The 20,126-nt window shown below is 52.4% G+C and carries 18 protein-coding genes; 11 read left to right on the top strand and 7 right to left on the bottom strand.

Annotated elements, in window-relative coordinates:
* Positions 1 to 17 precede the first annotated feature (17 nt).
* The gene (locus LX87_RS08810; protein WP_111627842.1) at positions 18 to 1,076 is read right to left on the bottom strand and encodes an RluA family pseudouridine synthase; all 1,059 of its coding nucleotides are present in this window, start codon (positions 1,074 to 1,076) and stop codon (positions 18 to 20) included.
* 123 nt (positions 1,077 to 1,199) lie between these two features.
* Between LX87_RS08810 and LX87_RS08815 the strand changes: the two genes are divergently transcribed.
* From LX87_RS08815 to LX87_RS08835, 5 genes are all read left to right on the top strand, one after another.
* Complete coding sequence (locus tag LX87_RS08815; RefSeq protein ID WP_111627843.1) at positions 1,200 to 1,670, top strand: hypothetical protein; 471 nt, start codon at positions 1,200 to 1,202, stop codon at positions 1,668 to 1,670.
* Positions 1,671 to 1,676: 6 nt separating this feature from the next.
* Entirely contained in the window at positions 1,677 to 2,558 is an 882-nt protein-coding gene (locus LX87_RS08820; protein WP_111627844.1) for a 1-aminocyclopropane-1-carboxylate deaminase/D-cysteine desulfhydrase, read from the top strand.
* Positions 2,559 to 2,672: 114 nt separating this feature from the next.
* On the top strand, positions 2,673 to 3,437 hold the full coding sequence (locus LX87_RS08825; protein ID WP_111627845.1) for a methionyl-tRNA formyltransferase: 765 nt from the start codon (positions 2,673 to 2,675) through the stop codon (positions 3,435 to 3,437).
* Complete coding sequence (locus LX87_RS08830; RefSeq protein WP_111627846.1) at positions 3,437 to 4,297, top strand: polysaccharide deacetylase family protein; 861 nt, start codon at positions 3,437 to 3,439, stop codon at positions 4,295 to 4,297. The genes LX87_RS08825 and LX87_RS08830 overlap by 1 nt, the downstream gene beginning before the upstream one ends.
* Positions 4,298 to 4,311: 14 nt before the next feature.
* Positions 4,312 to 5,304: an aldo/keto reductase gene (locus tag LX87_RS08835; protein WP_111627847.1), complete on the top strand. Its 993-nt coding sequence runs from the start codon at positions 4,312 to 4,314 to the stop codon at positions 5,302 to 5,304.
* A 45-nt stretch (positions 5,305 to 5,349) separates the two neighbouring features.
* On the opposite strand, the gene LX87_RS08840 is transcribed toward LX87_RS08835, so the two are convergent.
* The 4 genes from LX87_RS08840 to LX87_RS08855 all read right to left on the bottom strand — a co-directional run bounded on the left by LX87_RS08840 (position 5,350) and on the right by LX87_RS08855 (position 11,544).
* The gene (locus LX87_RS08840) at positions 5,350 to 5,901 is read right to left on the bottom strand and encodes a cupin domain-containing protein (RefSeq protein WP_111627848.1); all 552 of its coding nucleotides are present in this window, start codon (positions 5,899 to 5,901) and stop codon (positions 5,350 to 5,352) included.
* Between the two features lie 90 nt (positions 5,902 to 5,991).
* Complete coding sequence (locus tag LX87_RS08845; RefSeq protein WP_111627849.1) at positions 5,992 to 6,831, bottom strand: ThuA domain-containing protein; 840 nt, start codon at positions 6,829 to 6,831, stop codon at positions 5,992 to 5,994.
* A gap of 55 nt (positions 6,832 to 6,886) precedes the next feature.
* The gene (locus LX87_RS08850; protein ID WP_111627850.1) at positions 6,887 to 9,907 is read right to left on the bottom strand and encodes a PAS domain-containing protein; all 3,021 of its coding nucleotides are present in this window, start codon (positions 9,905 to 9,907) and stop codon (positions 6,887 to 6,889) included.
* Positions 9,908 to 9,972: 65 nt separating this feature from the next.
* Positions 9,973 to 11,544: a serine hydrolase domain-containing protein gene (locus LX87_RS08855; RefSeq protein WP_111627851.1), complete on the bottom strand. Its 1,572-nt coding sequence runs from the start codon at positions 11,542 to 11,544 to the stop codon at positions 9,973 to 9,975.
* 99 nt (positions 11,545 to 11,643) lie between these two features.
* On the opposite strand from LX87_RS08855, the gene LX87_RS08860 reads away from it, so the two are divergent.
* From LX87_RS08860 to LX87_RS08885, 6 genes are all read left to right on the top strand, one after another.
* Complete coding sequence (locus LX87_RS08860; RefSeq protein ID WP_111627852.1) at positions 11,644 to 13,842, top strand: B12-binding domain-containing radical SAM protein; 2,199 nt, start codon at positions 11,644 to 11,646, stop codon at positions 13,840 to 13,842.
* Positions 13,843 to 14,102: 260 nt separating this feature from the next.
* Positions 14,103 to 14,327, top strand: coding sequence for a VF530 family protein (locus LX87_RS08865; RefSeq protein ID WP_111627853.1), 225 nt, complete (start codon positions 14,103 to 14,105; stop codon positions 14,325 to 14,327).
* A gap of 73 nt (positions 14,328 to 14,400) precedes the next feature.
* Positions 14,401 to 15,324 (top strand): glycoside hydrolase family protein, encoded by a 924-nt coding sequence (locus LX87_RS08870; protein ID WP_111627854.1) that lies wholly within the window; start codon positions 14,401 to 14,403, stop codon positions 15,322 to 15,324.
* A 135-nt stretch (positions 15,325 to 15,459) separates the two neighbouring features.
* The gene (locus LX87_RS08875) at positions 15,460 to 15,957 is read left to right on the top strand and encodes a glycosyl-4,4'-diaponeurosporenoate acyltransferase CrtO family protein (protein ID WP_146624450.1); all 498 of its coding nucleotides are present in this window, start codon (positions 15,460 to 15,462) and stop codon (positions 15,955 to 15,957) included.
* A gap of 227 nt (positions 15,958 to 16,184) precedes the next feature.
* Positions 16,185 to 16,820: a hypothetical protein gene (locus LX87_RS08880; protein ID WP_111627856.1), complete on the top strand. Its 636-nt coding sequence runs from the start codon at positions 16,185 to 16,187 to the stop codon at positions 16,818 to 16,820.
* 174 nt (positions 16,821 to 16,994) lie between these two features.
* Entirely contained in the window at positions 16,995 to 18,002 is a 1,008-nt protein-coding gene (locus LX87_RS08885) for a glycoside hydrolase family 43 protein (protein WP_111627857.1), read from the top strand.
* Positions 18,003 to 18,015: 13 nt separating this feature from the next.
* Here LX87_RS08885 and LX87_RS08890 read toward each other — a convergent pair whose 3' ends face one another.
* Positions 18,016 to 19,179: an MFS transporter gene (locus LX87_RS08890; protein ID WP_111627858.1), complete on the bottom strand. Its 1,164-nt coding sequence runs from the start codon at positions 19,177 to 19,179 to the stop codon at positions 18,016 to 18,018.
* A 108-nt stretch (positions 19,180 to 19,287) separates the two neighbouring features.
* Complete coding sequence (locus LX87_RS08895; RefSeq protein ID WP_111627859.1) at positions 19,288 to 19,995, bottom strand: DsbA family oxidoreductase; 708 nt, start codon at positions 19,993 to 19,995, stop codon at positions 19,288 to 19,290.
* Positions 19,996 to 20,126 lie beyond the last annotated feature (131 nt).

Genomic DNA, 20,126 nt, shown 5'->3' on the forward strand with positions numbered 1-20,126 from the left:
GCGTTTTGGTGATTGGTTTACCGTTTATCCAGATAGTTTTCCCATTTGGTTAATACCGCCCGAAAATCGTCCGGAAATTCGGAGTCGAACTGGAGCCACTGGCGGGTACGCGGGTGTTCAAAACCGAGCGATTTAGCGTGCAGCGCCTGCCGGGGGATCAGGGCAAAACAGTTCTGAACGAAGGACTTGTAGGAGCCAACGGAATTACCGCGTAGAATACGGTCACCGCCATACGTGGCGTCGTTGAAAAGGGGGTGGCCCAGGTACTGCATATGCGCCCGGATCTGGTGTGTCCGGCCGGTTTCGAGCTTGCATTCCACCAGCGAAACGTAATGGAGCTGTTTCAGCACCCTGTAATGCGTAACGGCATGTTTGCCCTGGCTTCCGTCGGGAAAAACCGCCTGCACCTTGCGGTCGCGGAGGCTGCGGCCAATGTGGCCCCGAATGGTTCCGGCGGGTTCTTTGGGTTCGCCCCAGACCAGCGCGTTGTAGGTCCGCTCGATGGTGTGTTCGAAAAACTGCCGGGCCAGGTGCGTCATGGCAAATTCTGTTTTGGCAATAACCATCAACCCCGACGTGTCCTTGTCGATGCGGTGTACCAGACCCGGGCGAATGGCGCCGTTGCGCGAGGTGGGCAGATTCTGGAAGTGATACACCAGGGCGTTGACCAGCGTACCCGACCAGTTGCTGTAAGCCGGATGCACCACCATGCCCGCCGGTTTGTTCAGCACCAGCAGTTCATCGTCCTCATAAACAATGTTGAGCGGAATATTTTCCGGTAAAATATCGGTTTCGCGGGGCGGATGCGGCAGGGAAACCGTGATCATATCCCGCGGTTTGATTTTATAACTGGCCTTGACGGCATTCCCGTTGACCTTGACGGATTCCGTATCGATGGCATTCTGCACCTTTGTACGGGTTGCGTTCGGCAGCCGTTCGGTCAGAAAGCGGTCGATGCGCATCAGATTCTGACCGGGATCAACGCTGATGCGGTAATGCTCGTAAAGTTCGTCGTCGTCCGGGTCCGACAGCAGGGGTTCTTCGTCCGGCTGATCTAAATGTTCAGGTGGTAACATCTTGCAAAAGTACCAAGAATCGGACGTTTTTAGTGAACGGTCACTCGTTTTTGTCAAAATATTGGCAGACCCTGCGTATATTTGTATGCGAAAATGAACTCTGTAGCTGTACTACCTGAAAGTATGAAAAACTATATCCTCCCAAACCGGCGGCTCGGTAAGGCTGCCTATTCAAAAAATAGTATTCTTTTGTCCGCTTTTTTTCTGGCATTGAGTAGTTGTGAAACCGCCAAGATCGTCAATCCGGCCACCACAGATTTCGACGGTATGTACGCAGTTCAGGAAACCAGACCCGAAGACAATTACCTGCTGGTGCTGCACAAAAAAGCCGATAAGCCCAACACGATAACCCTTGAAAATCTGGCGAATCTGGTGAAAAGCCCACTCGAAGCCCGAACCTCAGGCAACAGGTTATTCATTGCAGAACAAGCCTTTACCAACAACTTGGGTGCGCAATACACCATTTCGGGCGACGGTAAAATCATAGACAATGTGCTGACGTTGCATTACACAATCAAAGGCTACAATGGCTACAGCGGAGCCGTTTATGCGAAAAAGCAGGCAGGTGGCACGAATCAGATGAGTGGTCAATAACGCACTGTGACGCCTTTGCTGACGGTTTCGACGCCCTCCCGACTCCAGTTTCTGCCCGATCCGTTTCCGGACCCCGTGCCGATTCAGTTGTATCTGAAGCGGGACGACGAACTGCACCCTGCCATTTCCGGTAACAAATGGCGTAAGCTAAAGTATAACCTAGCTGAAGCCCGGCGACTGGGCCACCAGACCCTGCTGACGTACGGGGGCGCCTGGTCGAACCACATTTACGCCGTTGCAGCCGCCGGGAAGGAGTTTGGCTTTTCGACCATCGGCGTTATTCGGGGTCAGGACCACCGCGAGCGCGACACACCAACGCTGGCGTTTGCCCGTCAGCAGGGAATGCACCTCCATTTTATCACCCGCCAGCAATACCGAAACCCAACGGACCCGGTATTTCAGCAGGAGCTTCAACTTCTCTTTGGACCGTATTATGAATTGCCGGAAGGAGGAACCAATGAACTGGCCATTCAGGGAACGGCGGAAATTATCCCCGAAATTCTCGGGCAACTTGACCCGTGGCCGGATGCGGTTTGCTGCCCCGTCGGAACGGGCGGTACGCTGGCCGGTCTGGAGCGTTCCGCGCCGGATGGCGTCAGCATCCTGGGTTTTCCGGCCCTGAAAGGATTCGTTTCCGACAAACACCCCCGCGCCCAACTCGTAACGGCTTACCATTTTGGGGGTTATGCCAAAACCACCCCGGACTTACTGGCATTCATCCGTCGTTTTGAGCAGCAAACCGGCGTTCGTCTGGAGCAGGTGTATACCGGCAAGATGTTATACGGTATTTATGACCTGGCGCGGCATGGTTTTTTTAAGCCCGGTGCGGCCGTTGTTGCCCTTCATACGGGCGGGTTGCAGGGTAGGAGCGAGGCTCTGGATTCATAAAAGTGAACGTGGTTTCCATTCTTTCAAAGAAAACCTTTCGTAACGCAACTAAAATCCGAAGGCCGTACCGATAACCGTAAAAATTAGTATATTAAACCCGCAAGCATAATCAGCATGAGAATCGTATTTATTACGCAGGACGAGCCTTTTTATCTGGCAAAGAATCTGGATTATCTGCTAAAAAAGCTACCACCTTATGCTAAGGTAGTCGGTACGGTTGTGGCCGATGTTTCGCCGTTTGGGAAAAAAGAAACGATGACCGAAAAGGCTAAAAAGACCTACGACATCTTTGGGCTGCCTTTCTTTTTGCGCTACGGTCTGAAATTCGTGACATCCAAACTCAACAGGCAGAACAGTGTCAAACACCTGCTGGAACGATACCAGATTCCGCTGATTCATCTGGAAACCAACATCAACAAACCGGAGAGCCTGGAGAAGATTGGTGCCTACAAGCCGGATTTGCTTATTTCCATTCTCGGAAACCAGATTTTCAAGCGGCCCCTGCTGGATCTGGCTCCCCTGGGTTGCCTGAACCTGCACACGGCGTTACTACCTAAATACCGGGGCTTGATGCCGTCGTTCTGGGTGATGCGGTACAATGAAAAGTACACGGGCGTGTCGGTTTTTTTTGTCGATGAAGGCATTGACAGCGGCCCGATTCTGGTGCAGAAAAAAGTGGAAATCGGCAACCGCTCACAGGCGGAACTGATCGAATATACCAAGCAGATCGGGATGGATTGCATTATTGAAAGTATTGAGAAAATTCATGCGGGAAATTATGAATTGATTGAAAACGATGCGTCGCAGATGACGTACTTCTCATTTCCGACCCGCGAGGATGTGAAAGCATTTCTGGCCGCGGGAAAGCGCTTTTACTGATGAATATTCTAACCTTTGATATTGAAGAGTGGTTTCATCTGCTCGACAATCCTTCCACCAAGTCCGAGCAGGACTGGGGCCGGTACGAATCCCGCATCCATCACAACATGGACCGGATTTTTCAGTTGTTGGACGAAACAAATTCCCGCGCGACGTTTTTCTGTCTCGGCTGGGTGGCCCGAAAATACCCCGAGGTCATTCGCCGGATCGACGAAGCCGGGTATGAAGTCGCCACGCACTCGGACCTTCACCAGTTAGCCTACGAGCAGTCTCCGACCGAATACCGCGCCGACCTCGAACGGTCGATTAAATCGTTGCAGGACGTGACGGGCAAGAAAGTCCGGTCGTACCGCGCGCCCGGATTTTCGATCAAAGAGCAAAACCGTTGGGTGTTTCCGTTGTTACTAGAATTAGGAGTTGAAATTGACTGTTCCATGTTTCCGGCCCGTCGGGCGCACGGAGGGGATTCGACGTTTGGAATTGCCGAACCCTGTTACATTGACGTAAACGGCTCGTTGCTGAAAGAATTTCCGATCAATACCGTGGGGATGCTGGGCAAAGACCTTATTTTTTCGGGGGGTGGATATTTCAGGCTGTTTCCCTTGCCGGTGCTGCAGTATTTCATGCAGCAATCCCCCTACGTGATGACGTATTTTCATCCCCGCGATTTTGACCCCGGCCAGCCGATGGTGCCGGGCCTGAGCCGGATGCGCCAGTTTAAATCGTATTACGGTCTGGGCGGCTGCTGGGGCAAATTGAAACAGCTGTTGCTGAATTACGAATTTGTCGATCTGGTGGAAGCCGAAAAACAGATTAACTGGTCGGGCAGCCAGATTCAGCGCTTTAAAGTAACTGTATAACTAACATATTATAAATGGAATATCGCAAAGTTGGTGAGTCGGAGGTAATGCTTTCGGCTATTACGTTTGGCGCGTGGGCGGCTGGTGGCTGGATGTGGGGCGGAACCGAGCGGAAAGAGGCCTTAGAAGCGATCCGGGCGTCGTATGACCTGGGCGTAACCTCGATTGATACCGCCCCGATTTACGGCCAGGGAACCAGTGAAGAAATTGTGGGAGAAGCCATCAAAGACCTGCCGCGCGACCGGGTGCAGATTCTGACAAAATACGGTATGCGCTGGGATCTGGCGAAAGGAACGCTGGCCTTTCCCAGTAAAGACAACGCTGGGAATGCCATCGACGTGTACAAATACGCCGGTAAAGAAAGCATCATCAAGGAGTGCGAAGACAGCCTGAAACGGCTGGGAACCGATTACATCGACCTGTATCAGATTCACTGGCCGGACGTAACCACGCCAATTTCGGAAACGATGGAAGCCGTTGGCCGGTTGATCGAGCAGGGGAAAGTGCGGGCCGCCGGGGTGTCTAATTACAATCTGGCGCAGATGAAAGAAGCCGAGCAGACACTGAAACTGGCTTCGAACCAGGTTCCGTACAGCATGGTTAAACGCGACATCGAAGCCGATCTGGTACCCTACTGTCTGGAACACCATAAGGCCATTCTGGCCTACAGCCCGATGGAACGCGGTTTGCTGACGGGCAAAATCAAGCCGGGGCACCAGTTTGCGGAGGGCGATCACCGGACTACTTACAAAGCCTTTAAGGATGGTAATCTGGAGCGGGTGTGGAGTTTTCTGGAAAAAATCAAGCCGATGGCCGAGCAGAAACAGGTGTCGCTGGGGCAGTTGGTGATCCGCTGGACCATCGACCAACCCGGTATTACCGTTGCTCTGGTGGGAGCCCGCAACGCGGAGCAGGCCGTGCAGAACGCCAAAGCCATTGATGTTCGGCTGACTGCCGAGGAAACGGCTTTTATTCGCCAGCAACTCGAAACGGTAGAGTTGGTGTAAGGAGAAAAGAGATCCGGAAAAAGGCCCCAATCGGGGCTTTTTTTGTTAATCGAGGTACTTCTTATAATACGGTTTGTAACCCATCAGACGGGCAACCGGTGTCAAAAGCATAAAAATGACCCGCTGAACCGGATAGGGGGGCTGGGCCAACCGGAATACGTGATTGTAATGCATCATCATTAACGCCACCTGCAACAGGTTCGGAACCCCATCCTTGTTGGTTTTGCCGTCGTTGACCAGCCCGGCGTTTAATTCCAGTAAATGTTCAGTATCAAGGGCCGGTACCGTACGCCAGCGGACCACGCTTTTATCGTTTGTGGCATTCCACATGGCATGGACGGTATTTTTCTGAATGTGGATCTGATCACCGGGCTTAAGGATCTGAAGATTGCCGTTTAAGCGCACTGATAATTCGCCCTGCAACACATCGAAATACTCGTCCTGATGAGGATGATAATGCGGAAGCGGCTCTTTAGAACCGGGTTCGTAGGTAGAAATTAATTCAAGAAATTCTCCGTTTGTATCGCCCCTGGTTTTTATAAATTGAATAAGCTGCCCGGTTTTTGGGTTGTAAATTTCTTTTCCTTGATGTGCCATCTCGTGTGTTTCCGTTGACAGCCAAAATAGAAGTTACCCGACCCTAATCCGAGCTATTGTTAGTAAGCGGTGGCTATCTTTAGGTAACGGTTATTTCTTTCCAGTGCCCAGCCATACTAACCCATCCAGTATAAGCTTATTCTGTATTTCGTTATCGAAGGTAAAGGACAATTCTTTGTTTGTTTTATTATCGTAATCAATGTCATTATGACCCATATTAATATAGAGCATTTTATACTTTTTATTGGTCCATACAACCGGGTAATAACCACTATGCCAGATTTCGTGTAGCTTCGGTCCGGTTCCGAGCGGAAAGCTGGTAGAGTCGATGGATAAAAGGATTTTTATGTCCGGGTTCGCTTTCAAATCATTGGTCCATCGGTACCATTCGTTCGGTGACGATTTAAACGTAATGGGTAGATTCTTTGTGGCCGGGTGCTGACGGTCCTCCACCCGCAAAATCGCTGATGTGGGCCGCCAGGTATTGCTTTTATACGAACCTGCCCCCACAAATTCGTTGTGATACCAGTCCCAGTTTTGCGGATAGGCGGAGGGCGTCAGCGCAAAAGCGGCAAAGTGAAAGCCCATCCAGGCCCCTCCATTTTCCATATACGTCCGAAAAGCTTCCCGTTGTTCGGGGGCTTCGGGGCGGGTGTCGAGAAACAGGACAACCTGATAATTTTTCAGAAACGCGGCATTCAGATTGCTCCAGTCGGACGTTGAATCATACGTAAAGTTGTATTGTGCGGCCATTTTGGGAAACCATCGGTTGGCTTCGTGAACATAGCTGATATGGGCCTTATCATTTTTTCCTGTGTAAAAAGCAATCACTTTAAAACGGGGCGCACGCTGTTGAGCCTGGCTACCGGAAGCGATTAGAAAGAAGAGGAAAAAGGGTATAATAAGCTTATTCTTGACGAAATAAAGCATACTTTTTGGAGTATAAAATCTATAATTTGGCTGAAAGGCAGCGATGCAGGGTGCGTCAAACAGGTAAATAAATGGTGAAGGATGCACCCTGTCCGGGCGCACTCTGCGCGACGATAAACCCTTTATGGTTTTCAACGATTTTCTTGCATAAAGCCAGCCCAATACCGGTTCCGCTGTAGGATTTCTGACCATTTAACCGGTGAAAAATGGTAAATATCTGTTCGGCATACTGCTGTTCAAAGCCAATGCCGTTATCTTTAAACGTTAGCATTATAAACGCTTTAGCGACGGATAAATTAAGGTGCTGTTTGGCAACTTCCGGGGTAAGTATTTCGGAGGAAATCTGAATAATGGGTGCGCGTTCCGAAAATTTGAGTGAGTTGCCGATCAGATTGGAAAACAATTGACTTAATTGGAGTGGAATAGCGCTGATAACCGGGAGCTTAGGGTGTATAATCAGGGCCCCGTTCTGCTCTATCAACAGTTCAAAGTCCGTTTTAATATTCTCCAGAATCTGACTTAAATCCGTTTCAACGAATTGTTCATCGGTTCGTGAAAGGCGCGAATAATTCAGGACGTCACGGATCAATGTTGACATCCGCTGTGCCGATGAATTAACTTTTTGCAGGAGGATTTTTGTTTTCTGTTCATCCGTCAGGCTATCCTGAAGTAATTCGGTGAAGGTCTGAATTTTTCGCAGCGGCTCCTGCAAATCATGGCTGGCGATATACGCGAATTGCTCCAGTTCGTGGTTGGTGCGGATCAATTCCCGGTTCATATTCTGGAGTTCCAGCGTTCGTTCCGTCACCCGTTTTTCCAGCTCCTCAGCGGTTTCCTCCAGGTTTTTACGGGCTTCAACCTGCTGGCTAATGTCGATGGCCGTGCCCAGCAACCGGGCCGGGTTTTGATTAGCATCTAAGATGATTTTACCGACCACCCGTACCCAGTGAACCGACTTGTCGGGCCAGACCAGCCGGACTTCATACATCAGGCGCCCTGTCGTCAGCATATCTTGGTGGGCCTGGGCCCGGATGGGTTTATCATCGGGATGGATGACATCCCTGAACGCGCTTTGCAAATGCCGCTGGCCGGGTTCCAGACCAAAAATAGTGGACAGCCGGTCGTTGTGGATAAAGATATGCGTGACCAGATCCCAGTCGTATGTGCCCATTTCGGCGGCTTCAATCGCCAGCCGCGACCGCTGCTCGGCTTCGTTGATCTGAATCCGGGCCGACACTTTTTCGGTGACATCACTGACCGTTACCATGACCCCGGACACGCTGCCGTCGGTTTCAAACAAAGGCGAGTACTCGAAATCCAGATAATACTTGTTCAGACCCTCCTTCGAATTGATGTAGGCAAAGGCTTCTTTCTCAATATGGGGAACGCCCGTCTGAAGAACACGGGCCAGAAGCTGGGGATATTGCTGATCGTTCAGTTCCGGAAAAATATCCAGCAGTTTCTTCCCCTGCACGTCCGGCAACTCGCGCTTCCAGAGTGTTTTCAGCAGCGTCTCATTGGCAATTTCAATGATGTACTCGGGGCCGCGGAAGATAGACATTGCAATGGGCGACTTGATAACCAGATCCCGGAACTGACGCTCAATGTCGAGTCTGGATTTTACCAGGGAAGTGACCTCGTGGGCAACCACGATAATGCCGCTCACCGACTGGTTGGCTTCCCGCAACGGCTGGTAAACAAAATTGAAATAAACATTTTCATCTTTGCCAAACCGGTTGAGTATCACTGGAAGTTCGTTGCCAACGAAAGACTCGCCGGTTTGTATCACCTGATCCAGGAGTTCAAAAATTCCCTGATTCTGTAGTTCCGGCAGCACTTCCTGTATAGTCCTCCCAATCACATCGTGGTGGCTTTTATCGATCAGCATTAAATAGGCTGCGTTGGCGGCTTCAAACACAAAGCGGTCCCCTTGCAGAACGGCAATGCCGACGGGAGCCTGTTCGATGATGCTGCGAATGTGTTCTTCGGCCTGCTGACGGCTTTGGATCACCTGAATTTGGGCCTTCTGGTCAATCTCCGCCACTTCTTTAGCGCGTTTGAGTTCGGATTCGTAGGCTTCAATAGCGCCGAGTGCCGTAGCCATCTGCGTACTGGTCAGTTCCAGAAAGTTGCGGTAATTGGCGTCGAAGTCGCGGTACGGACTCAGCCCGACGATCAGGATGCCCACGGGATTTTCCGGTCCGGTTTTCTGAACCGGGAGAATGTAGGCGCAGTTGGGCCGCTGGTTGGTCAGCGATTGAGCCAATCCCGAGCGCTTTTTTGAAACGACCTCCACAATCAGCGGCTGCCGGGTTTTGGCAACGGTTGGGAGTTTCCAGAAATCGTCGGCGGTGTCATCGGTCAGTGAAACGGTTTCCCGGAACGGATGGTCGCCCGGCACAATTCCCGACTGGCTGACCAACCGGGCTTTTTCTCCGGTGGAATCCAGTAAATAAAAAGCCGCAAAAGGAATGTCCCTGACGTTTGTTCCCAGCGTTTCAACGGCCACCTGCCCTGCTGTCTGAACCGTTTTTTCAAGCAGTAAACGACGATTCAGTTCGTGGAGCGTCTGCAAACGCCGTTGCTGTAGTACCCGATCGGTTTCTTCGTGGCAGGCGCAGAATAAGCCGCCTACCTGACCGCTTTCGTCGATAATCGGGCTGTATGAAAAATTGAAATAGGCTTCTTCCGGAAATTCCTTGCGCTCCAGCAGCAACATTAAATCCTGACCGTAGATCGACTCCTGCTGCTCAAACACCCGGTTTTTCATCGGCAACAAACTGGTTTCCCAGATTTCAGACCAAAGCTCATTTGCCGGTTTGCCCAGAAAAGCCGGGTGTTTGTTGCCCATCAACGGCACATAAGCGTCGTTGTAGATCGTAACCAATTCCGGTCCCCACCAGATAAACATCGGATAGCTGGAGCGAAGCACAATGCTGACGGCGGTTTTTAAACTCTGGGGCCACTGCTCCGGCGGGCCAAGCGGGGTTGCCGACCAGTCATAAGACCGTATCAATGTGCCGACTTCACCGCCACCGGAGAGAAATACGGGTAGTGTTCGATCCTCGATATTCATGTACGTTAAATGGTAGGGAGACTCTTTTTAATGATCGAACCCCGTTTCCGGAAGCTGACTCAGAATTAGTTGCTGACTTCTTTAAAATCCAGTTGCTGAATCCGGGCCGGAATTTCGGGGGTCAGCGTAAAGAACACATCGATAGTGGCCTTTTCGCCTTCAATCAGAAACCGGCCCCGCAACTGGTTTTCGGCCACCAGGTCGCCAACGCGAACAATTTTTCCCGCTTTGGCGTATAGCTGCTGAACGACTTTCCGGCGGTTTTCGAGGGATTGGTCCGGAAAGAAATTCTCCGCAAAAATCGTGTTTTGGGCCGTGTTTGTCCAGTTGGGAAGCAATTGCACCAACTCCGCCTTGCGCTGCGCCAGGATGTTGGAAACCGGCACAGAACGCGGTTTTAGCCCCGCCGTCGTAATCAGGGTGTCCAGCACCGTCCAGTTGACTGGCGCCATACCGGCGTACGTCAGGTTACCATAGGCCACCACACCAATACCGTAGTCGGGCATAATCCACCACTGGCTGCCAAAACCGGGCAAGCCGCCCGTGTGTCCGACGTACACGCGCCCCTCACAATCGCGGCTCCAGCGCAACCCATAACCGTAGCTGCTGACCATCGGGCAGGCCCGGCCACTGGGGTATTTAAAGCTGGCCGACAGGTTGTTAAACGTCCACGGTTGTTGCATTTCGCGCACCGAGCTTCGCTTCACCGGCCCCGTTTCGGCATTGCTGCGGGGCGGCCAGGCCGATTCATGAAAGGCCATGTATTTTCCAAAATCTTCGATGGACGTAATCAGTCCGCCCATAGCGCCGTATGAGCCGTCGTGCAGCAGGGATTCTTCCTGCCACGCATTGTCCAGCCAGCGGTAGCCGTGCGCCAGTTGATCGGCGGGTACGTTGGCGTATTCCCAGACCGTATGCGTCATGCCCAGCGGTTTAAAAATGGCGTCGTTGATGTATTGCTGATACGGTTTTCCGGAAACCTTCGTGATAATTGCCCCGAGCATGGCAAAGCCGAGGTTGCTGTATTCGTAGGTTACGCCCGGCACATTGGACAGCGAAAGGCCGCCCGCAATCAGGTTGGTCAGGTCGGCGGGGCTGTCGTCCAGTTGCCGGTCGCCCCAGGGGTTGTCTTCCGGGAAACCCGCCGAATGCGTCATCAGGTGACGGACGGTAATGAGCGGGGAGTCGGCGGTGAGGTACGGCAGTTTTTTTAGTTCCGGAATGTAGCGATTCGCCGGATCGTCGAGCCGCAGTTTGCCTTCGTCGCGCAGTTTCAGAATCGCCATCGTCGTCACGCTCTTGCTCATCGACGCAATCCGGAACAGCGATTTAGGCGTTACGGCGGTTTTCTTTGCCACATCGGTATAGCCAAATCCTCCGGCATGAACCAGTTGCCCGTCAACCACCACTCCGAACGCAATTCCCGGAAAACGATTTTTGACGGCGTGGCTGCGGTACAGACTATCGATGATCGGAAAAACCTTCCTGATTTTTTCCAGCCGCTGCGAATCCGCAAAAACCGGAGTCTGGTAGGTCGTCGAGTACGTTAGCGGTAAACGGTCGTTCGTTGCGGGTCTGGGCTGGCTGTAAGCTGTTGAGGCAAGAACGAGGGCGAGAGGAAGGAGATGTTTCTTCATGGGTGTATTCAGATACGCTAAAATAGGGTGCAATTCTGAAAAGAACTATTTCTGACAAACAAGAAGTACCTTTGCAGGAAACGAAGCTCCGGCAGTATTTTGGAACCAACGATTCTTTTTATTACCCCTCCCTTCACGCAGCTTAACACGCCGTATCCGGCCACGGCTTACCTGAAAGGGTTCCTGAACACGAAGGGATTCCGTTCGTACCAGGCCGATCTGGGCATTGACGTGATTCTGGAGCTATTTTCCCGGAAGGGCCTGCGTGAATTGTTTGCCGAACTGGAGGCTTCCGACGCTGAACTGTCCGAAAACAGTTACCGGATTTTCGCGCTCCGCGATGATTACATCAGCACCATCGACCCGGTGATCCGGTTTCTGCAAAACAAAAACCCGACGCTGGCCCATAGCATCTGCGACCGTTCGTATTTGCCCGAAGCCGGGCGGTTTGCCGAACTGGACGATCTGGAATGGGCGTTTGGCACGATGGGCATTCACGATAAAGCCCGGCACCTGGCCACGCTGTACCTCGAAGACCTGGGCGATCTAATTACCGAAGCCGTCGATTCGCATTTTGGGTTCAGCCGCTACGCCGAACGGCTGGGGCGCTCGGCCACGCATTTCGACGAACTGCACGCGGCTTTGCTGGCCCCCGAAACCCGGATTTCGCGGACTTTGACCGACCGGCTCGAACAACGGCTTGAACAATGGAAACCGTCGGTTGTTTGTCTGACGGTGCCGTTTCCGGGGAACCTGTACGGGGCGCTGAAGTGCGGTCAGTACCTCAAAAAACACCATCCGGATATTGCCGTGGTCATGGGCGGAGGCTACGCCAATACCGAACTCCGCTCGCTGAAAGAGCCGCGCGTTTTTGATTACGTAGATTACATCTGCCTCGACGACGGCGAAGCGCCGTTGCTGTCGCTGCTGGATTACCTGGCCGGAAAACGCGGTCGCGATGGCCTGAAACGGGTATACGCCCGTATAGAAGGGGTGGTGACGTACCACAACCAGAACCGCGAGCGGGATGTGGCCCAGCGCGATACCGGCACACCCGATTACCGCGATCTGCGGCTGGACGAGTACCTGTCGGTGATCGAACTGGTCAATCCGATGCACCGGCTCTGGAGCGACGGCCGCTGGAACAAGCTGACGCTGGCGCACGGCTGCTATTGGGGCAAATGTTCGTTCTGCGACGTAACGCTGGATTACATCAAACGCTACGAACCACTGACGGCGGCCCTGCTCTGCGACCGCATCGAGGAAATCATTGAGCAAACCGGCCAGAACGGTTTTCACTTTGTGGACGAAGCCGCCCCGCCCGCCCTGATGCGCGATCTGGCGCTGGAAATCATTCGGAGGAAGCTGACGGTGACCTGGTGGACCAACATCCGGTTTGAAAAAAACTTTACGCCCGACCTCTGCCTGTTGCTGAAGGCCTCGGGTTGCATTGCCGTTTCGGGCGGTCTGGAGGTGGCGTCGGACCGGCTGCTTGAGCGCATGAAAAAGGGGGTGACGGTGGCGCAGGTGGCTCGCGTGGCCGACGGTTTTACGCAGGCCGGTATTATGGTTCACGCGTACCTGATGTACGGTTTTCCGACGCAGACGGCTCAGGAAACGATTGATTCGCTGGAAATGGTGCGGCAACTATTCGAAACCGGCGTGGTGCAGTCGGGTTTCTGGCACCGGTTTGCGATGACGGCCCACAGCCCCGTTGGCCTGCATCCGGCGGGGTTTGATGTGATGCGGATTGGCCCCGAAACCGGCTTGTTTGCCGACAACGACCTGGACCACGACGATCCGCTGGGCTGCGATCACGGCCAGTTTTCGGAGGGGCTGCGCAAGTCGCTGTTTAATTATATGCACGGCGTGGGGTTTGAATTTTCGCTTAAAAGCTGGTTTGATTTCCGGACGCCCCCGACCACCATTCCGCCGAATTACATCGAGAAAAGCATTCGGCAGGTGCCCGACAATGAGTTTCGGCCCAATGCCGTGGTGATCTGGCTGGGAAGTTTGCCGACGGTTTCGGTGCTGGAAGTGAGAAAGGGCAAGAAAAGTGTAGAAGTAGCCGAACTGGTTTTTTATTCAAAGAAAAGCGAATGGGTGCTGGAAACCGATTTGGCGCTGGGCGAGTGGCTGGAGAAAATAATGCCAGAACTGGTGATCGGGCAGCACGAACCCTACTCCCTCGGCGGCTTCAAAGCGGACTTCGAAGCCGCCGGTCTGGGGAGTTTCGGGACGTTTATGCAGTCGGCCGTTGGGCGAACCCTGCGGCAGAACGGACTGCTGATCGTTTAACATCAATAATCCTTTTTGTTGTCGCGTTTGGCCTGTTTGTCGGCCCGCTTCTCCTTCAGCGTCTTGGTTGCTTCCTTTTTTGCGCTGCCTTTTGTGGGTGCTTTTTGCTGAGCCATGATGATAAGGGTTATGGTTGGGAGGTTAAGATACGGTTATTAGGTGAGATAAAGAATAAACCATCCGATTAAAAGAAGATTGGCGGCAGAAAAGTCCTGTACCACAACTTGAGCTATCTTTATGCCCGGTTAATCCAGCTAACAATGAACACCTCTCAACCCAATAATCCGCTGCACGGTAAAACCCTCGAATTCATTCTGACGGAACTGGTCGACCGGTACGGCTGGGAGCGGCTCGGGCAGAGCATTCCCGTCCGCTGTTTTACGAACGATCCGAGCATTAAATCCAGCCTGACGTTTTTACGAAAAACGCCCTGGGCGCGGCAGAAAGTCGAAGAACTGTACCTCCGAACAATAGCGAAACCGTAAATCAACCCGGTATTCAGCCTGATACGTCCTGAACGAAACAGTTGCAAACGGCCACGCATGACTCCAAACCCTTATGAAAAAAGCCCTCCTGATCCTTCTGAGTATTTCCTTTTTCTTCGCCGGGACTCGTTCCGAACGAAACGCTCCGGACCCCGAATTTCCGGCGGAACTCATCCGGTTTAAACCGTATGTCCACAACCCGGTTTTTACCGGAACCGGCACGGCAACCTGGGACGAGCGAATCCGGGAGCGGGGCTACATTCTGAAGGAGGGCAAGGAGTGGTTTATGTGGTATACGGGCTACCGGAAGAGCGAAGACAGGACCAAATACCTCGGTTATGCCACCTCGTCGGACGGGTTGACCTGGAAACGGTACGAACGCAACCCGATTCACAAAGGCCACTGGGTAGAAGATATGTCGGTGCTGAAAGTCGGCAAAACCTACTATATGTTTGCGGAAGGCAAAGACGATATTGCCCATTTGCTAACATCGACCGACCGCATCAACTGGCAGGAGCAGGGGCCGATTACGATTCGCTACACCAACGGCAAACCGCTCAGTCCGGGACCGTATGGCACCCCCGCGATCTGGAAGGAGGGTACCACCTGGTATCTGTTTTACGAGCGGAACGATGCCGCCGTCTGGCTGGCAACTTCCAAAGACCTGAAAACGTGGACAAACGTGCAGGACGAACCCGTGCTGAAATGCGGCCCGGAAACGTACGACCAGTTTGCGGTGGCTACCAACCAGATTATCCGGCACAAGGGGCTGTATTATATGTACTACCACGCATCGGCATTTAAAGACTGGCGTGAGTGGTCGACCAATATCGCGGTTTCCAGAGACCTCATTCACTGGAAGAAATACCGGAATAATCCCATTATGGGCAACAACACGTCCAGCGGTATCGTGGTGCCTGACGGTGGGCAATACCGGCTTTACACCATGCACCCGGAGGTGAAGGTTTTTCTGCCAGCGGGCCGGGTTGATCAGTAACGGTAAATAAGGTGGCGGGTCGATGTGCTGCCCGCATCAACAGCAAACACAGTAGAAACAAAGGGTTTTCTTATGGTTCTTAAATGGGTGAAAATACTGCTGGTAGTCTGTCTGGCGACGCTAACGACCAGCCTCATGTTTCTTTATCTGGATAGTACCTCCGCAGCGTTTAGTATAGCCTTCAACTTTATCCTGATGATGTGGTTCACCATCCTTGAATCCCTGCTTAAGCCATCGCTGAATTCTCCCTACTTTAACCCCCGTCCTTTTGAGAAGCAGGGAAAGCTGTATCGGATACTGGGCGTAGAGTGGTACCGGGCTATTTTAATCAAAAGCGGCTGGGAAAAGATCAGACAACAGCAGACGCCTATTAAAAAAGATCTTCGTGGTATGGTAGCCTACGAGCGGGCAACGCGTGTGGCCGAAGTGGGACATATCGTGGTGGGAGGTCTTGTCTTAATCGTCACGGGCTACGTTTCGCTGACTCATTCAGCCGGGGCTGCCCTGTGGTTGATCCTGTCAAATATCTTTTTGAATCTTTATCCTGTTTTACTGCAACGCTACACGCGTCCAAGGCTGCGACGTATGATTGAAAAATTTAGACCAGAAGCGACTACCAGCCTTGATAAATAATTGACAGTAAACCTAATTGTGGTAAAGTCAGGCCCCACGAAGTCAGCCCGTTCAGGGCAGCTAATTGTACTAAAAAGTACCTGCTACCAGACTTTACTAACGACTTGAACAAACAGCTTTCCGGCTTTTGTACTAAAAATATAAAGTATGTTCATGCGTTATGAAGCCATCGCTGTCACTAATTTTACACTTGTTTTACCTTGCTCTTGCCGTTAAACCTCAGAAATATGATTAAAATAGGCCGTGCGGATTTATTAGCTCTGGGCCTGGCCGTATCCATCTTTTATTCCTGTTCTAAGCCGCATAAGATTGAACCGGAAGTCGTCGAAACGCCTGCTGAGTACGAACTTAAAGACGTGCGCTATTTTATGGATGCTGGTGATCGATTGGATACCGTTACCGTGAAACGGGAAGGAATGAAGCTCCAGAATTCCACGACTATACTCTCCACCCATCAGTTTGACGACAATTATGAAGAACTGGTAAAAACCTCACAGTTTGAAGTGGATAAGAGCACGGTTCCCGCCGACGTAAAGCTGGACCGGTTTGAAGTACAAGTTCCCGAAAGATGGTATGGGGAGGGCTCTTACGGATATTTTTCCGAAAAATTCCCCCTAAGTTCTGCTGAACAGCAAAAGCCGTATGGGGTGTATAAGAAGGAGAGGCTGGCTATTAATATTCCACCCAACTCTACCATCGTTGTTGACCGGCAAATTGATGCGTATCATCTGGTTTGTTCGTTCAGCGGCCTGATAGAAAATAAAACTACGGGCCAGCGGTATTCCCTGAAGGGTAAATGGAAAGGGATCGTGTCTTACAACAATTCTTCTGTCAGCCTGAACCAATACCTGTTATCGGAGTAACTTCCGGTAAAAAGGACCGTAAAAACGATCACATACGTACCCGGCTACCGCCCGACTACGCTGCTTCTGGTGGCAGATACCCGTCATTGATGCTGATTTTCGGGTTTGGAAAAGCGGGATTAAGCGAGAGTCATCCATACCTTAGCGGAATCAACCGCAGTAAAACCATCCTTCATGAAAAAAACACTTCTGATTGCCGTCCTTCTGAGTTCTGCGCTGACGGCTTTTTCACAAAATCCAGCGGCTTCGTCCCGGAAATCGGGGAAGAAAACCCTGTCGGGGAATCCGGTATTTCCGGGCTGGTATGCCGATCCGGAAGCGGTAATTTTTGGCAAAAAATACTGGATTTATCCCACCTACTCGGCACCCTATAACCAGCAGGTGTTTATGGACGCGTTTTCGTCGCCCGACCTGGTAAACTGGACCAAGCACCCGCGCATCATCGACACGACGGCCATCAAGTGGGCCTGGCGGGCCATGTGGGCACCCGCCATCGTCGAGAAAGGCGGAAAGTATTATCTGTTTTTTGGCGCCAACGATATTCAGGACGATAAAAAAGACGTGGGCGGTATCGGCATCGGCGTTGCTGACAACCCCGCCGGACCGTTCAGGGATTACCTCGGTAAACCGCTGGTGGACAAGATTATCAACGGTGCGCAGCCCATTGATCAGTATGTTTTCAAGGATAAAGACGGCCAGTATTACCTGATTTACGGCGGCTGGCGGCATTGCAACATCGCCAAACTGAAAGACGATTTCACGGGTTTTGTTCCGTTCGAGGACGGTACGACTTTCAAGGAAATCACACCCCAGGGCTACGTGGAAGGGCCAATCATGTTCATGCGCAACGGCAAATATTACTTTATGTGGTCGGAAGGCGGCTGGACCGGCCCCAATTATTCGGTGGCCTACGCCATTGCCGACTCGCCGTTTGGACCCTTTGAGCGCATCGATAAAATTCTGCAACAGGATCCAACCGTAGCCCGAGGTGCGGGCCACCATTCGGTTATTCAGGTGCCGGGTAAAGATCAGTGGTACATTGTCTACCACCGCCGTCCGCTGACAGAAACCGATGGTAACCACCGCGAAACCTGCATCGACCGGATGGAATTTGACGAAAAAGGATTCATCAAACCGGTGAAAATAACCGTAGAAGGGGTAAAGGCGCAGCCCTTGCGGTAACGGTTTTAGCCAATCAATCTGGCTCGTTGGGCAACCGGCTGACGAGCCAGACCATCATCACGCCCAGCAGCGACATCAGGCCAAACGACCAGCGCAGGTTGAACGATTCGGCAATGAAGCCCACTACCGGCGGCACAATCAGAAAACCGAAATAGGCAATCGTGGACACGGCGGCAATGACCGAACCCGTGCCCGCCAGTTTGGACTGACTGGCCAGACTCATCACCAGCGGAACGACGCAAGAGGACCCCAGACCGACCAGAATAAAGCCTAAACCGGCTCCGATAACCGTGGGCAGCAGCACCGCCAGCAGCAGGCCAGCGGTCATAAAGAGGCCGCTGAACGTCAGGACGGTTTTCTTGCTGAACCGATTAACGAGCCAGTCGCCGGAAAACCGTCCGAGGGTCATGGCAATCATGAAAACGACAAAGCCGGATGCAATGAGCGCCCTGGGGGCGTGGACCACTTTCTGGAAGTAAATTCCGCTCCAGTCGTACAGAATGCCCTCAAAAGCCATTGAGGTAAACGACATCATCCCGAATTTCAGCAGCGACCGGTCGGGCAGGACAAAACCGCTGCGGGCCGTTGACTGCGTGGCCGGTTCGGCAATGGAATTGGGAAACAGAACAAGGGCCAGTGCCGTCAGGGAAACACTGACGATGACAAAATGCCAGGCTGGTAAAATGTTGGCCGAAATCATCAGTGAACCCAGAGCCGCCCCGGCAAAGCCCGCAATGCTCCAGATACCGTGAAAAGAGGTCAGAATCGACCGCTCGTAGAGCGCCTGAACGCCAATGGATTGTGCGTTGACGGAAATGCTCAGTTGGTTGCGGGCAGCCCCGAAGCAGAACAGCACCACCGCCAGTTGCCAGGTCTGATTGACCTGCCCCAGCACCACCAGAATCACATTCAGCAGAACGGCCCCGACCAGCATCATCGTGCGGCTGCTGAACCGGCCAATGAGCGCACCCGTCAGCGGAAGGGTCAGGATGAGGCCCATCGGCAGCGCAAACAAAACGGCCCCTAACTCGGCTTCGTTCAGCCGCAACTGGTGTTGCAGCGACGGAATGCGGGAAGCCCAGGTAGCAAAGCCAAAGCCGGAAATAAAGAAAAAACCGGCCACCGACCACCGGATTTTTCCGGGTGACCTGGTGGGAGAGGTGAGTCGAACGTCCAAGTTTTTCGGAGAAGAAAGAAATGAGACAAGAGACAAACGATTACAGGTGTATTTGTCTCCTCTCTCTTGTCTTACCTCTTTCTTCTTTAGTTGAGCTAAATTACAAAATTACGCACATTCGCCGTCCGGTGTACAGGCTGGACCGTCAAGGGTAACGGCTTCGGCGGGGTTGCTGGCGGCTTCCCATTCGCCGAAGGATTTGTTCAGCGCACCCAGGAAGGTTTCGGGGGCCTGGGCTCCGGAAACGGCATATTTGTGGTTGAAGACAAAAAATGGCACGCCGGTAACGCCAATCTGGCGGGATTCGCTGATGTCGCGTTTTACCTCGCCCGTATACTGGTCGCTGGTGAGCACCTGTTTTACCTCGTCGGCATCCAGGCCGATGTCGGTACCCAGTTTCAGCAGGGTTGCGTGGTCGGCGGTATTGAGCCCTTCGGTGAAGTACGCTTTGAAAAGCCGTTCTTCCATTGCGTCACCTTTGCCGTATTTTTTGGCCAGTTGCACGAGCCGGTGTGCATCGAACGAATTGGCCACCACGGCTTTGTCGAAATCGTAATGCAGGCCCACTTCAGCGGCCATTTGGGTAACGTAATCGTTCATTTGCCGGGCGTAGCCGACGGTCCAGCCTTTGGTTTCAGCCAGGTATTCGGAAATATTCCTGTCCGGCTGCGTTTCCATCGCCGGGTTGAGCTGGAAGCTTTTCCAGACCACTTCAACGGCTTCTTTATGGGCAAACTGCTCCAGAGCGGCTTCAAACTTACGTTTGCCGATGTAGCAAAACGGACACATTACGTCCGACCAGATTTCTACTTTCATATTCGTATGGTCTATTCAGAAAACGTGGGATTCCATTCATTGAAAACGGGCCATAACGCTCGTTTTCCGCTTTCGTGTTGATACATTCTGATAAGGATTTGAATCCCGAATTGGTTCAGGTGGGCGGGGGC

This window comes from Larkinella arboricola (assembly GCF_003259745.1).
In the GTDB taxonomy this organism is placed as follows: domain Bacteria; phylum Bacteroidota; class Bacteroidia; order Cytophagales; family Spirosomataceae; genus Larkinella; species Larkinella arboricola.